Source organism: Sporomusa sp., from assembly GCF_035561155.1.
GTDB lineage: Bacteria > Bacillota > Negativicutes > Sporomusales > Sporomusaceae > Sporomusa.
This window is the reverse complement of the sequence record NZ_DATMYD010000062.1, coordinates 17,989-32,307: the sequence shown is the minus strand read 5'-3', so window position 1 is coordinate 32,307 and position 14,319 is coordinate 17,989. Positions and strand designations below refer to the sequence as shown.

Sequence of the window (14,319 nt, the reverse complement as noted above, 5' to 3'; positions counted from 1 at the left end):
GATTATAAGAAGTATAGATTATTGATCTATACCTTCTTGCTTGTGGATAAACCCCAGGCTGTTCAAAAACGAGTAAAAATCTTTGTGCTATAATAATATAATACAACAATTCTTCTAAGGGGCATTGGCATGAAGTATTGGCAGAGTTACTGGCAAAAACACTGGAAGCATTTTGCTGGGGCGGCCTTGTTTGTGATGCTGGAGGCATTGTGCGATTTGCTGCAGCCGACTATTATGGCCAGCATTATCGATATCGGGGTGGCCAACCGGGACATTGATTATGTACTTTATTTGGGCGGGGTCATGTTGCTGGTTACGGCGATAGGGGCCTTGGCGGCTACCGCCCGCAATATTATTTCCAGCACAGTCTCCCAACGGGTGGGCACAGAGCTGAGAAGCCAGGTATATGAAAAGATTCAGACACTGCCATTTGCAGTGGTTGACAAGTTCGACAGGGCTGCCCTGGTAACCCGGTTGACCAATGATGTAACTCAGATCCAGTCTCTGGTGAATGGCATGATGCGGATCTCTCTGAAGGCTCCTCTCCTTGGTATCGGTGGTCTGATTATGGCGGTCAGCTTAAACCCCCGCCTGGGCAGTGTGCTGGCCATCGTCGTACCGGTGGTGGGGTTGCTGATTTTTATCAATATGCGGGTGGGCTATCCCTTGTTTCTGCAGGTTCAGGAGGCGTTAGACCGGATGAACCGGGCGGTGCGAGAGACGATTGCCGGGGTCAGGGTGGTAAGGGCTTTTAACCGTTTTGTCTATGAGCAAACTAAGTTCAGGGACGTAAATACCAGCTTTCAGGAGCGGTCAGTTACCGCTATGCGGACGATGACTGTTTTCGGGCCCAGTATCGCCCTGACTATGAATCTGGGAATCGTGGCCGTCCTCTGGCTGGGTGGCAGCGGGGTTCACAACGGTCAGATGCAGGTTGGCCATATTATTGCCTTTATTAATTATATGACGCAAATTTTATACGCCCTGGTCATTATTTCTCTGGTTTTCAATGTATTTGTCCGGGCCCGGGTTTCGTCCCGGCGCATCGGTGAAGTATTAGCGGCAGAAGGGGTTCCGGATGAGGATACAGGGGAGGAACAACCTGGCTCTTTTCAGGGCAGGATTGACTTTGAAGGGGTTTCCTTCGCCTATGACGGGTCGGCACTTGTTCTCGACAATATTTCATTGACCTGTTTGCCGGGAGAAACAATAGGTATCATTGGGCCGACAGGCGCGGGGAAAAGCAGTCTGGTTCAATTGATTCCCCGTTTATATGAACCTACTGCCGGGGTGGTGAAGCTGGACGGGCAGGATATCCGCAGGCTGGACCCCCGGAGGCTGCGGGAAAGGATGGCGATTGTTCCTCAGAAGGCTCTTTTATTTTCCGGGAGTATACTAGATAACCTCCGCTGGGGAAAAGCGGGGGCAACCCAGGCAGAAATTGAAGCTGCGGCCCGTATCGCTCAAGCCCATGATTTCATCGTTGATTTTCCGGAAGGCTATGAAACCCGGATCGGGCAGGGCGGTGTAAATTTATCCGGCGGTCAAAAACAACGGCTGGCTATTGCCCGGGCGGTGGTGCGCAAACCAGCCATTCTAATTCTGGATGATTCCACCAGCGCGGTGGACCTAGGCACCGAGGCCCGGATCAAACAAGCCTTGCAAACCTATACGGCGGAATTAACCTGCTTTATTATTGCCCAGCGGATTTCTTCCGTAATGGATACAGACAAAATTGTAGTACTGGATGGGGGAAAACTGGTGGGGGCCGGGCGGCATGAGGAGCTGGTGGCAAGCTGTGACGTCTACCGGGAAATCTGCCAATCCCAGTTAGGCAAGGAGGGCTGCTGATGACAGAGCAAAACCGGCAGGAGACTCCCAAGCCAAGTGCCTATAGCGGCTCCTTCCGTGGCAGCAGGAGACTGGGCCGGGGCAACCGGGGGACTGTCGTCAAACCGCAGAATTTTTGGAAAACCCTTGGCAGGCTGTGGCGTTATCTGAGTCAAGAGAAAGGTCAACTGGCCCTTATTTTTGGCCTGGTGCTGCTGGAAGCAGCTTTGGCATTATTGGGCCCGTATCTTATCGGTGTGGCGGTGGATGCTGTGGCCGCCTATGGTCGCGGCGAACCCCCCGACCAGTTGGCGCAAGTTCTCTACCTGTTATTGGCTGCCTATACCGGTACTGCGGTGCTGGCCGCCGGTCAGGGCTGGCTCATTGTGGGGGTGTCCCAGCGACTGGTGACTGGCCTGCGCCAGGAACTGTTTGCCAAACTACAGAAAGTACCGCTGGTATATTTGGACACCCAGGGTCATGGAGAAGTTATGAGCCGGTTTACCAATGATATTGATCAAGTGAGCATGACTGTTTCCCATTCTTCCAGCCAGTTAATGGGCGGTTCTATTGCCATCCTCGGTTCGCTGGCCATGATGCTGAGCCTTAGTCCGCTGCTTACGCTGGCGGCAATGATTACCGTGCCACTCGTTGTATTGCTGACCCGGGTAATTTCCCGGCAGACCGGCCAGTTATTTAAGGAGCAGCAGGCTCAGCTTGGTCGTTTAAATGCCCATGCTGAGGAAACCATCAGCGGCATTGAAGTGATTAAGGCCTATAATCATGAAGACCAAGCCATCGCGGAATTTAACCAGATCAATGACCGGTTATGCCAGGTGGGGCTTAAGGCGCAAATCTGGTCCGGTTTTTTGATGCCTATCATGAATGTGATCAATAACGTGGGTTTTGCCGCTATCGCCATCGGAGGCGGTATCTTGGCCGTGCACCAGGGGATTACCGTCGGCGTTATCGCCAGTTTTTTAGGGTACTCCCGCCAGTTTGTCCGGCCGCTCAATGACCTGGGCAATACCTTTAATATGCTCCATTCCGGGGTTGCCGGCGCAGAGCGGGTTTTAGAGCTGTTGGATATCGGTGAAGAACCGCCGGACCTGCCCCAGGCGGTAGTGCTGCACAAGCCCCGGGGACAGGTGAGCTTTGAAAAAGTATCTTTTGGCTATCGACCGGACCAGCCGATTTTACATGAGGTCAGTTTTGTTGCCGAGGCTGGCAGTAGTGTTGCATTTATCGGACCGACCGGTGCCGGCAAAACTACCATCGTCAACCTGTTAACCCGGTTTTATGATGTTACCGGCGGGGCCATTACCATTGACGGCCGCGATATCCGGGAATATACCAGGGACAGCGTGAGAAGCTGCTTTGGTATTGTACTGCAGGATACCTACCTGTTTTCCGGTACCATCCGGGATAACATCCGCTATGGCCGGCCGGGAGCATCAGACCAGGAGGTGGCGGCCGCGGCAGCGAAGGCTAATGCGGCAGGTTTTATTGAACGCTTTCCCCAGGGATATGATACAGTGTTGATGGAAAATGGCAGCAATCTGAGCCAGGGGCAGAAGCAACTGTTAGCCATTGCCCGGGTCATTTTAGCTAATCCCTCTATTTTGGTGCTGGATGAAGCTACCAGCAATATTGACACCCGGACCGAGGGGCATATCCAGGCAGCCTTGCGGACGATCATGCAGGGACGGACCACGTTTATTATCGCGCATCGGTTAAATACCATCCGGGATGTGGATATGGTTCTCGAAATTCAAAAGGGTAGGATTGTAAATCAAACACGGCGAAAAGAAGCCTGAGGTGAATGGGAAGTGTATGCTAAAAATGACCCTCTGCAATTAGCAAAGGGTCATTCTGAAGAAGATAGTATACTTATTTACCAACACATCCAAACTGTCCTGGTTGTTGAGCTACAGAAACAATTGTAGCTTTACCGCCACATTTTTCACAGGTCTCTGGTTTCTTCCCTTCCGCTGCCTCAAGAAGCCAACCACATTCCACACATTTGTAAAAGATATCTGCCATGGGTAAAACCTCCTTGTAATATTTCTCTATTTATATTTATTCTTTATTAGTCACAATTATCCTTTTTATGGATAAAATGTATTCAGTATACATTTCTGTTGTTAAAAATGCCCTTTGCAATAAGCAAAGGGCTTGTTCGAAAATAAAGGCAACCCTGTGTTTTGCCTTTGTTATTACTATAAGGGTAAAGACAAGGAAACTTATGTACCAGCCAAGCTCAGGATCACGGCATTACATGCTGACGCAGTTTCTTTAACCAAGAGAATGCAGCAATCGGATGATACACTACCTTGTTTTGCGGATCGTAGTAAATAAGGTTATGTTTGAGAGCTCTGCTTACTAGCATTTTTACTAATTGACCCCATTCTCTCTTTAATGGCAAAATAACATAACAGTCCGATGTAATGAAAGGGCCTTCCCAAGGGCATTTTTCCATATCGTCATTTTGCAGTTGTTCAAAAGCTGGGTACTTTTCTTGAAGTTCCTTTAGAAAAGTGTCAATATCGTTAGATGGTTCCAAGTCTTCCTGATTGCCCTGTAGTATTTTTTCATAAATTGTTGCGGCTTCCTGCTCATTCGGCATTTTCTTGCTGTGCCAGATGACTATGTTATAGCTCATGCTATGATTCATCATATCCCCTACCTCCAGAGTTTTGTTACTTCCGCAGCACCTTAAATTGTGATCTTATTGTAACATAGCCTAGTATGAACCGGTAATATCAAAAAGCCCCTTGGTTGTAGCCGTTGCGGTTAAACCAAGGGGTTTTAGGATTCTGAAAGGAGTTTATTAGTGGCTTTAATGAAGATAAGGGTCTTTATACAGCCTTCTTATCTTCAATAGTAGGTTTGAAGTTCCAAGTGAAGGCAAGGAAGCAAATTGCTATGATACTAGAGGCCATTAGCAGATAGAAACCAGCATTCCACCCGTAGGCTTTTACTATATAGCCCATGCCGGAGCTAGCGCCTACTGTACCCAGCAGATAACCGAACAAACCCGTAAATCCGGCTGCGGTGCCTGAGGCTTTTTTGGGTACCATGTCCAGGGCGCTGACCCCGATTAGCATAACCGGTCCATAGATAAGGAAACCGATCGAGATCATGCAGATGATATCAACCAGCGGGTTGCCGGCCGGATTTTGCCAGTAGATATAGGTGGCAATCAGTACACCTACCATGAAGATGATGCTGACAGGGGAACGGCGGCCGTGGAAGAATCTGTCACTCATCCAACCAGCCAGCAAGGTTCCGGGGATACCGGCAAATTCATAAAGTAAATAGCCCCAGCCGCTATTTTTAAAGGACATTGCTTTGACCTGCATAAGATAGGTTGGTGACCAGTCGAGGATACCGTAGCGAACACAATATACGAAGGCATTAGCGATGGCAATCAGCCATACATATTTGTTGTTTAAAACGTACTTAAAGAGGATTTCTTTTACAGTCAGTTCTTTTTCGATGTCGACATCTTTAGCGACATAGGGATAATCATTTTTGTATTCCTCAATGGACGGCAGACCTACTGACTGTGGTGTATCCCGTAGCGATGCCATAACTCCAAAACCTAAAAGGATACAGATCAGGCCAGGTACATAGAATATTCCCTGCCATCCATATGTGCTGAGAGAAAACAGCGCAATGGGGGCGATGAGACCGCCGCCAATGTTATGAGCACAGTTCCAGATGGCCATTTTGGTGCCACGTTCGCTTACCGAGAACCAATGAGTCATGGTACGGCCGCTTGGCGGCCAGCCCATGCCTTGGAACCAGCCGTTCAGGAACATGAGAACCCACATTACGGATACTGTAGTAGCCCAAGGGAAGAAAAAATTTACAATGCCGGACATAATAAGACCGATAGCCATAAAATAGCGGGGATTGCATCGGTCAGACCAAGTGGCCATAACAAATTTACTTAGACCGTACGCCAGGCCAAGCGCAGCCCGTACGTTGCCGATATCGGCGACCGTAAAGCCCAGGTGTTTGATGAGATGAGGCGCTGCCAGCGGGAAATTGCTACGGGTTAGGTAATAGGATGCATAACCAAAAAAGATACTAAGAAATACTTGCAGTCGGTACTTGGGGTACTGCGAAGCAATTTCAGCGTCAGACAGGCGCTTGATATGAGGTGCCGGTTGCATAAAATCAAACATGATATAACTCCTTTTCTGTCTTACTCTCCTGCGATAGTTACTCGCAGATTACTGGAACCTTTTTAAACAATCACCCCTTTATGTATATGAATATGTTCATTCACATTATCGCATAAACGTATTTTTCACAGAAGCGGGAATAATCTGATTTATTAGTAGGAAATTTTCTTACTGTTATTACTGCGATTTTGTAACATCTGGCCTCCCTCGCTCATTGAAATCTGGCTCTTTTTCTAATGGCAGTTTGTATGGTGTAATATAACTATCACGTGCACGGATGAATATTAATGATGGAGGCTTCGAGAATGGATAGCACCGGATTAACCAAAAAAGTTGGAATACTGTTGTATGCTGGTGTGGAACCAATGGATTTTGTTGGACCCTACGAGGTGTTTTCTGCTGTGAATTTTGATGCTCCTTATGCGCCGTATGATGTGTTTACAGTCAGTGAAAGTAAAGGCGATGTTAATGCTTCTTTTGGTTTAGTAGTTAAAGCCGAATATGGCTTCACAGATTGTCCCCAGGCAGATATCATAGTTATCCCTGGTGGCAATGTGACGCCGGAACTTTTGGGTAATCCGAATCTAATCAATTGGATACAGGCACAGAGTAAGAACGCAGAAATAACTCTCTCTGTATGCAGTGGGGCCATACTTATTGCCAAAGCAGGGTTGCTCGCAGGATTGCCTGCGGTTACCCATCATATGTGTTATGAGTCTTTGCTTGCAATTGAACCCACTATTACTCTTAATAAGAGTGACCGGTTTGTTGATAACGGCAGCGTTATTACGGCTGCAGGGGTATCGGCCGGGATCGACGCTGCGTTGCATATCGTCTATAAGGTATCTGGAAAAGAGGCGTTTTTTAAAGCCTGTGAATTCATGGAATATGGAGATGCCTGGAAAAGTGTACAAAGAAGATTGGCTGGGCTACCTGTCGCCCGTAAGATAAATGACAAGTGTATCAAATGCGGTAAATGTGCCGAAATTTGCCCGTACAATGCGGTTTTTGCAAGCGAAACCCAATACGAGATCAATCCTGAAAAATGTGTTGGAATAGGCCCGTGTGCCGGCCTGTGCCCGGTAGGCGCAATCGAATCGTCGTTCTAGTGGGCAGAAGATAATTAAAGAAGGTATAGACCTTGTAGTCTGACACCATGAAATGGGACAGAAAAGAAAAAGCACCTCTTATGTCGTATAGTAAAACTATGTTACATGAGAGGTGTATTTTTGTGGTAAAAAGAGTACCTTATTGTTTACCTCATCGTACCTTTTCGCAAGGACCGAATTTTTTGGTCACTACCCTCGGTAGCTGGTAGACTCGCTCTTTTTTTGCATGCAAGTCTGCCCCACGGGAACAATACATAATAAGAAAAAAACCTAGGGGGCGAAGTGGTATGAGTCTGTATTATCGGCTTATCCGTCACAGCGGTAATCAGGATTTATTCCGGGTGGTTGAAATGTCGGTGGCAGCGCTGATAAATGACCGCCCGTTTCATATTCAGGCCGAAGGGCTGCGCGGCACAGGCAAGACAACAATCATCCGGGCGGCGCGGGAACTGCTGCCGCCGATTAAACGCATAAAGAACTGCCTGTATAATTGCGATCCTGCGATACCGCATTGCCCCTTTCACCGCCATTTGTCGCAGGCGGAGATTCAAGCGATCGGGGAAGAGACGGTTCCCCGTCCTTTTCTTGAAATATCACAGGCAGCAAAAGTGGGCTCTATTGTCGGCAGTATTGACCTTGCCAAGCTAACAGATCCGGTGAATCCTTTGGCGGCACTTTTGCCGGGTACCATCCCACAGGCACATCGGGGCATTATTTTTATTGATGAAATTAACAGGCTTGCCGATACTGCGCCCGAAGTCGCGGATGTATTGTTGGACGTCATGGGAACCAGACCCGGGCGAATCCAGATTGAAGAGCCCGGTTTGCCAGTTGTGGAACTGCCGGTCTCGGTGAGTATATGGGCGGCATCCAATCCTGATGAAGATCCGGGTCCTCTCAGCCGTATTAGAAAACAGCTTGCCGACCGGTTTGACTTAACTGTGGTAATGGGGCGGCCTGATGATTACCAGGCTGTAGTTGACATTTTGGCCGGACGAAACAATCAATTAGCGGTTGAAACAGTATCTGGGCGGCTGATGGGTACTTTGGCTGATTGCGCTGTAAGCCCGGAGCTCCGGCAAGCACTGGCAAAAATCTATATAGACTTCAAGCTGGAGAGCTTACGCGGGGCTCAGGCTATGGAGACGGCTGCATGTTTGATCGCACTACTGAGTGGACGAACCAACGCAACTGTGGCCGATTTGGTTCAAGTGGTCCCATTGGCGTTGGCGCACAGGGTTAGCAGCGATACTATTAACGCGATTATAGCGTATCTTACAGGTTTACTACAAAACCAGGAGCATCAGGTACAACAAGCTGCTGGAACAATGCCGATTGTTGCGCGGACAGTATCCCGTTGGACAGAACTTTGGACAGCCTTTAAAATGCGGTTAGCCGCCATGCTGGGGAAATGGCCCTATATGCCCACCGGCGAACATACTGGGAGTGGTAGTGGCAGTGGATCGAGCGGGACAACCCGTATAGTAGACCCGCTTGACACTACAATCATTGCTCCGCCTAAGCCTGCCATACCTATTACCAGCTTGCCTGACGACCAGCTTGTAACCAGGGATACTCATTCCCATGGCTGAGGGGTTGAACCTTAGTCTTGCCCGGCTGCCTTTTGTGCGGTTGACCGTGCCGGCAGCTGTCGTGGGACAAGCTCTTGAGGAAGGGCGTGGAGTACGGTTGGGGCAAAGCGCTGTCCTCAGTACCAAAGTACATGCTTTTAATTCGCAGAGCCCTGAGCATGTTCAGATCATGGTCAATGCTGATGCAGGGCAGGTATTTTACCACCGTCAAGACAGCGGCGCTATCTGTCACCTGGATATCTTCCACCAGTGCGGAACTGTTGATCATGTACTTGCCGCCAGGTATGTGTGTCAAGCTGTGGAATTTTATCATAGGCTGGCAGGTGAGCAAGCAGATGTAGCCTGTAGAGGGCTGGTCAGCCCTGATTTGATTGATATCCAGACTGCGGCCGGCGGCGGTCGAATCACCGGAGCATTGACAGGCGGGCAGAAGGTATCACTGCGCCGGGTCCATGAAAACCATGTTCATCTTGCGATCAAGCTGCCATATGCGCATAGTGTATGTTTATTTTATATCGTTGCTGCCGTTGAAACAGCCATACTTAACGCCGGTTTAGAACTAAGGTGTAATGAACAAATTTCTTGTGTTGATTCAACTGACAGTGAGGCCGACCTTAGCCCCTATACCGATCAGACCGACTCACTGCTTACCGGCCAAGCGTCAGGTGAGCAACAGTATAAGGGATCCAATGCATCAGCTAGTATGAGTTCCCGTATGGAAGCACCATCGCCTGACCGGGACAGCGCGCCGCTTCCTTCAGTAGGGCGAAAGCAAGAAAACAGCTTTTGTACAGGTCAGACGCTTGTTAGCATCAAAGAAAATCCTGGGGATTACGCAAAACCTTACGACCGGGGATTAAAAGGAGCAGCAGACGCAACACCGCAGCATAGCAGCTTTTACGCACCAGGTCTGTCGGACAGCTTGAAGCAGGCCATCGCCTTCGTAAGGAACAGGCAGAGTACTGCGAAAAATAGCAGGATCACACAGCACTATCAGTCTTCAGCCGGGAAGTTGATTGCCGGGGATAACCATTGTTGTACAGCCGGGCTTGATGTAGCGGCTACGGTTACGGCGGCCGCATCACGCCTGATCACTGAGGGGCGGGAAAGCCGGCTGCGCATTCATCCGGCTGATCTTCGCTTTGTGACTCGCCGCCCGCGTCGCACCTATGATGTTTGCCTTCTAACCGACAGCAGTGGCAGTATGGCCGGTCCGAGACTGGCAGCTGCCAAATACTTGGCCGAGGAAATCATGCGCGGCGGCTGCAGCAGGGTTAGCCTGGTTACATTTCAGGATAACCGGGCAGAGGTGCTTAAACCGTTTACTGTCAGCAGGCAGGCAGCGCTTAGTGCTTTTGATACGATTACGCCTTATGGCGCGACCCCTTTGGCATTGGGGATAAGGCGCTCATTGGATTATCTTAGGGAACAGCAGGCTGAAAAACCGCTGCTGGTACTCATTACTGACGGCATACCCAGCCGCAAATATGAGGAAACAGCCAATCCGCTGACTGAGGCGATGTCTGCTGCGAGTGAGATTAAACAGTCAAACTACGGTTTTTTGTGTATTGGACTTGACACTGATGACGGTTTTCTAAAAAAGCTGACCGTTGCGGCTGGCGGCGTGTTATACGTGTTCACGGAATTTGAAAAACAGGTTATGAAGAGCCTATATATTCTGAAGTAAAGAAGTTTGCAGGCGCAGGCCGGTGGTGTGTTAACAACGCTCCACCCTGGCGCTTGACTTCCGCTTTTGCCAACACACCACCCGCCTGCAAAATACTTTAGCGCGTTGTATAGGTTCATAATAGAAAAAGAAAACCTGCCAGGTAAACTGGCAGGTGGGGGACAAGTAGTATTGTGTTGTTATAGGCTTAGCTTTGCATTAATGTTAAGAGCATCAGCCAGCTCGCGGACAGGAACCAGTATCTGTCCGTTCTGCTTATAGGGGGGCTGCGGCAGCGCAAGTGTTGTGCCGTTTACTGTTATCCAGGATTGTTCTACCGTTAGGACTGCTTTTTTTTGTCCATATGTAAAAGTAACTGTGTTGCCTTGCTGATTAATACCGGTGGCAAGAGCATCGGCTGTAGAGATGGCTGGCAGGAAAAGGTTCTGGGACTTGCCTGATTTCGTAATGGCAACAGGAACCGGCAGCAATATTTTGCGGTCGTTGACAGTAATAAAGCCAGCGTTTGCTTTAGCCTTTATCTGCCTGGGTTTATTACTGCCTTTAGGGGCAAAGGTATCAAATAAGGTTTTAGCGACTGAATTCTCGACACTGTAATACGGATTGGCGTCAGTGAGATTAGCACCATTCATCATAAATACTACACCAAATTTACTGTCAGGATCATAATACGCATCACTTGAAAGACCGTACGCTTCACCTGAGTGGCCGACCAAACGCTTACCTGGCACTAAGTCATCGGTAATGTGAAAGTTCAACCCCTTTTGTTTATAAAAGCCGTCCATGCTGTAGCCAAACCACTGCATACTATGCATAAGATCGGCGGTATCAGCTTTAAGGATGCGGGTACGGTTATAGGTGCCGCCGTTCATATGGGCTTGCATAAACTTGGAGAAATCAGTCGTGCTGGAACGTAGTCCGCCGGCAGGAGAGCGGCCGAGTGCACTACCCAGGGGAGCGGTAATTGCCGTTGGCGCTGGTTTGGCGCCGCCGTAAGCGTCTTTGGTTGGCCGGAAATTAGTAAGTTGTTCGTCCGGTCTATATAAAGTAGCGATGTTTTTCCAGTTTTTAATGTCAGCAGGTTCAAAGCTGGCATCCATATTGAGCGGCTTAAAAATGAATTTACTGCAGTACTTGTCAAAGGGTATGCCGGAAATTTTCTCAACAAGCGAACCGGCGATCCCTGTACCAAAATTGGAATAGCTAAAGCATGAACCGGGGGCATAATCGGCAAAGGTGGCTGAGCTATAATATTGTCCCCCGGGGACAAGTATGTCTTTGAGATCAAGCTCTTGCAGCAGGGACGGGGTTGATTCGACGATGGTGTCATAAGCCCCACTATCAATAATGCTTGAGGTGTGAGTTAGGAGTTGGCGAAATGTAATTTTTACAGTAGGATACAAGGGGTTTCTTACCTGATACCCAAGGTAATTGCTGATATCGTCATCAAGACCGAATTTACCCTGATCGTAAAGTTGCATGAGGGCAGTAGCTGTTACCATCTTTGATAGTGAAGCCATCCTAAACAAGGTATCAGGCGCTACTGTACGCCCGGTCTCGAGGTCAGCCCAGCCGTAACCCCCGCTCCATATAACTTTGTTATCGCGAAATACTGTAGCCGACAGACCGACAACCTTGTACTCCTCCATAGCAGCCAGCAGTTTTTTATCAAGTGCAGTGGGCTTGGCAGGCAGCTTATACGGTTGAAGAGCAAAGTAGCCGGGTGACGACTCTGGCTGATTGGCCATAGCAGGCTGAGTCAAGCAGCCTACTGCCAGTGTTATGCCTGCCAGCACTGCCGGCAAGCGTTTGGAAAAACGGGTACAAAACATGAGAAGGGTCCTCCTTGGGAATGTAATATTGAAGAATCGGCCTTAAGGCCGAAAAAACAATCGATTATAGTAAAGGGTATTATTTACGATAGTAATCGGGAGTGGTCCCACACCCAAATCACAAATCATCTGCCGGTTTTGAGTGGCTGCTTTTATACTATATAGGGCATGATTAGCAGAGGTGTTGGTGTAGTAGATAGTGCCATTGGCAACGGCAATAAAACCTGCTTTGTCATCGGTTAGTTTAACGCGATTCTGGCCATCGGTGCCAATCGCATACAGTCTTTCTCCGTCATCATAATTACTATAATAGAGGGTGTTGCCAGCAGCCGCCATAAACACTGCCTGATCGTCGCAAATTTTAGTGCGGCCGGTTCCGTCAAGCTTTACTTTGTACATTTTGTAGCCGTCAGAGGCATTAAGGTAATATACCCAGTCGCCAATAATACTGAGGTTTTCTGATTGGTCGCTATTGATTTTTTGTGTTATACTGCCGTCCAGCGATGTTTTATAAATATTATTGTCTTGCGCTGACCGGCTGTTGGTCCATTTTATATAGACCAGCCATTCGCCAGCTACTGTTACTTGGTTAGCGGGGGCGTCGGTTATTTTGGTTTTTTCCGTGCCGTCAAGGCTCAGTCTATAGATGCGGTGATTATCAGACCAATTACTGTAGTATAAGTATTTCCCGGAAATATTTAGGTTCCAGGCTTCGTCGTCGTTAAGTATAGTGGGGGTACTTTCACCTGGATTAAGACGGTAAATTTTTTCCACAGCACTAGCATAGGTATCACCAGCTAAGTCAAGGTAATAAAGAGTGCCGTTTGCATCTGACACGGCACGGCTGTTGTTAGTCACAGTAGCAGGAGTTCCGGCCGGCAGGGGGGGGCTTTTAATTTTAAAATAGGTATCAGTTGACTTAACGATCGCCTGAGCGGCTTCTAAGCGGTAGACCCGCTGTGAAATCATCTTAGCGTCTTGTGGATGAGGCATCATGGCTATTTCGGCAATTACAGCCGGAACCCAGGTTGAGTTGAGTACAACCAAGCCTGATCGATCCTGCAGTGGGTACTGCGGGATTCGGAGTGTACAGGCGACCTGATCAGCGATGAGGGCAGCCAGTTCTTTTGCCGGCTTGGGGGCAGATGAATTGTAGAGCGCGGTAGTGCCCCGGTACAGTTTCTTGGCAGCATCAGGCATGTCTGTAGGCATCGAATTGTTATGGACTGAGATTAGGGCATCAGCATCTAAGATATTCGCGGCATCAGCCCGGTCAAGCAGGCTAGGATTGGAATCGTTGGTGCGGGTCATGTATACATCATAGCCGTGCTGCGTGAATAGATCGCGACTTAAGAGGGCGATGTCAAGATTGAGTTCTTTTTCAAAGAGAAAATTACTGGTTGCGCCTAATGCCGTGCCGCCATGGCCTGGATCAAGAACGATGGTTTTAGGCGGTGTGCCGGGGGCGGTATTGATAAAGCGTAAAACAAGGTATGTACGAAATGTGATAGTGTTGTCAGGATGTTTTACCTGTTTGCGTTTTACGGTTGTTACCTGTACGTTAGTGGTTTGACTATTATAAGCAGCTGCTATTTTAAGTTCGTTGGCGGCGGTAGCCGTGATTGTCAACTGCTTTAACCGGGGAGAAGCTATAGTCTTAGTGAAAGTAGTTTGTCCTGTTAGTTCGGGGAGGGTAGGCTGTGCAGCCAGTGTTACTTCAACTAAGCCGCTTTGCTGATTTACCTGGTACGTTGGCTCTAGTTTATAGGTAAGGGGGTCGGCTGTACTGTCTGCCGGGAGCCGTGTTTCCACAGCAATGGCGATAACATCTTTATAGTCTAGCTGGAAGAGCTTTAGCTCAGACGCTACCGGTGCGTCTGACTCCGGCAGAGTCGCTGGCATACTGGCAGACGCTTGTGCTGGGGAGAATAACAACATAATAGCAACTAGCAGGGTAAAGAAAGACATACATACAGGCATGGGTTACACCTCTTTAAAGTTAGTGGAGATAAGAAACAATGTTCGCTTTCAAAATAAAAACACCTGCCTGCATTTTCCTTATTGACATTTGTGTTT

The 14,319-nt window shown here is 48.6% G+C and carries 10 protein-coding genes; 5 read left to right on the top strand and 5 right to left on the bottom strand.

What is annotated here, in order from left to right; genetic code table 11:
- Window positions 1-129 precede the first annotated feature (129 nt).
- Together VN447_RS07225 and VN447_RS07220 are read left to right on the top strand one after the other, a co-directional pair.
- Window positions 130-1,851, top strand: a complete 1,722-nt coding sequence (locus VN447_RS07225) for an ABC transporter ATP-binding protein (protein WP_325524295.1) — start codon at window positions 130-132, stop codon at window positions 1,849-1,851.
- Window positions 1,851-3,647, top strand: a complete 1,797-nt coding sequence (locus VN447_RS07220) for an ABC transporter ATP-binding protein (protein ID WP_325524293.1) — start codon at window positions 1,851-1,853, stop codon at window positions 3,645-3,647. The genes VN447_RS07225 and VN447_RS07220 overlap by 1 nt, the downstream gene beginning before the upstream one ends.
- A 73-nt stretch (window positions 3,648-3,720) precedes the next feature.
- On the opposite strand, the gene VN447_RS07215 is transcribed toward VN447_RS07220, so the two are convergent.
- The 3 genes from VN447_RS07215 to glpT form a co-directional block, all read right to left on the bottom strand.
- The gene (locus tag VN447_RS07215) at window positions 3,721-3,873 is read right to left on the bottom strand and encodes a hypothetical protein (RefSeq protein ID WP_325524291.1); all 153 of its coding nucleotides are present in this window, start codon (window positions 3,871-3,873) and stop codon (window positions 3,721-3,723) included.
- A gap of 223 nt (window positions 3,874-4,096) precedes the next feature.
- Window positions 4,097-4,507 (bottom strand): hypothetical protein, encoded by a 411-nt coding sequence (locus VN447_RS07210; RefSeq protein WP_325524289.1) that lies wholly within the window; start codon window positions 4,505-4,507, stop codon window positions 4,097-4,099.
- Between the two features lie 181 nt (window positions 4,508-4,688).
- The gene (glpT, locus tag VN447_RS07205) at window positions 4,689-6,023 is read right to left on the bottom strand and encodes a glycerol-3-phosphate transporter (protein WP_325524287.1); all 1,335 of its coding nucleotides are present in this window, start codon (window positions 6,021-6,023) and stop codon (window positions 4,689-4,691) included.
- 305 nt (window positions 6,024-6,328) lie between these two features.
- Here glpT and VN447_RS07200 point away from each other — a divergent pair, with 305 nt between their 5' ends.
- The 3 genes from VN447_RS07200 (at window position 6,329) to VN447_RS07190 (ending at window position 10,411) form a co-directional block, all read left to right on the top strand.
- Complete coding sequence (locus tag VN447_RS07200; protein WP_325524285.1) at window positions 6,329-7,132, top strand: DJ-1/PfpI family protein; 804 nt, start codon at window positions 6,329-6,331, stop codon at window positions 7,130-7,132.
- A gap of 287 nt (window positions 7,133-7,419) precedes the next feature.
- Window positions 7,420-8,724, top strand: a complete 1,305-nt coding sequence (locus VN447_RS07195) for an ATP-binding protein (RefSeq protein ID WP_325524283.1) — start codon at window positions 7,420-7,422, stop codon at window positions 8,722-8,724.
- A complete protein-coding gene (locus VN447_RS07190) occupies window positions 8,717-10,411 on the top strand; it encodes a vWA domain-containing protein (protein WP_325524281.1) in 1,695 nt (564 codons plus the stop codon). Before VN447_RS07195 ends, VN447_RS07190 begins: the two co-directional genes overlap by 8 nt.
- A gap of 179 nt (window positions 10,412-10,590) precedes the next feature.
- Here the strand turns inward: VN447_RS07190 and VN447_RS07185 are convergent, their stop codons facing one another.
- Together VN447_RS07185 and VN447_RS07180 are read right to left on the bottom strand one after the other, a co-directional pair.
- Window positions 10,591-12,243: a serine hydrolase gene (locus tag VN447_RS07185; protein WP_325524279.1), complete on the bottom strand. Its 1,653-nt coding sequence runs from the start codon at window positions 12,241-12,243 to the stop codon at window positions 10,591-10,593.
- Between the two features lie 42 nt (window positions 12,244-12,285).
- Window positions 12,286-14,223 carry a DUF5050 domain-containing protein gene (locus VN447_RS07180; RefSeq protein ID WP_325524277.1) on the bottom strand — a complete coding sequence of 646 codons (1,938 nt, stop codon included), beginning with the start codon at window positions 14,221-14,223 and terminating at the stop codon, window positions 12,286-12,288.
- Window positions 14,224-14,319 lie beyond the last annotated feature (96 nt).

Excerpts from the sequence above, each read along its gene's own strand:
- glpT (WP_325524287.1), bottom strand. The coding sequence starts at position 6,023 with ATGTTTGATTTTATGCAACCGGCACCTCATATCAAGCGCCTGTCTGAC.
- VN447_RS07185 (WP_325524279.1), bottom strand. The coding sequence starts at position 12,243 with ATGTTTTGTACCCGTTTTTCCAAACGCTTGCCGGCAGTGCTGGCAGGC.
- VN447_RS07200 (WP_325524285.1), top strand. The coding sequence starts at position 6,329 with ATGGATAGCACCGGATTAACCAAAAAAGTTGGAATACTGTTGTATGCT.
- VN447_RS07220 (WP_325524293.1), top strand. The coding sequence starts at position 1,851 with ATGACAGAGCAAAACCGGCAGGAGACTCCCAAGCCAAGTGCCTATAGC.
- VN447_RS07180 (WP_325524277.1), bottom strand. The coding sequence starts at position 14,223 with ATGCCTGTATGTATGTCTTTCTTTACCCTGCTAGTTGCTATTATGTTG.
- VN447_RS07210 (WP_325524289.1), bottom strand. The coding sequence starts at position 4,507 with ATGATGAATCATAGCATGAGCTATAACATAGTCATCTGGCACAGCAAG.
- VN447_RS07225 (WP_325524295.1), top strand. The coding sequence starts at position 130 with ATGAAGTATTGGCAGAGTTACTGGCAAAAACACTGGAAGCATTTTGCT.
- VN447_RS07215 (WP_325524291.1), bottom strand. The coding sequence starts at position 3,873 with ATGGCAGATATCTTTTACAAATGTGTGGAATGTGGTTGGCTTCTTGAG.
- VN447_RS07195 (WP_325524283.1), top strand. The coding sequence starts at position 7,420 with ATGAGTCTGTATTATCGGCTTATCCGTCACAGCGGTAATCAGGATTTA.
- VN447_RS07190 (WP_325524281.1), top strand. The coding sequence starts at position 8,717 with ATGGCTGAGGGGTTGAACCTTAGTCTTGCCCGGCTGCCTTTTGTGCGG.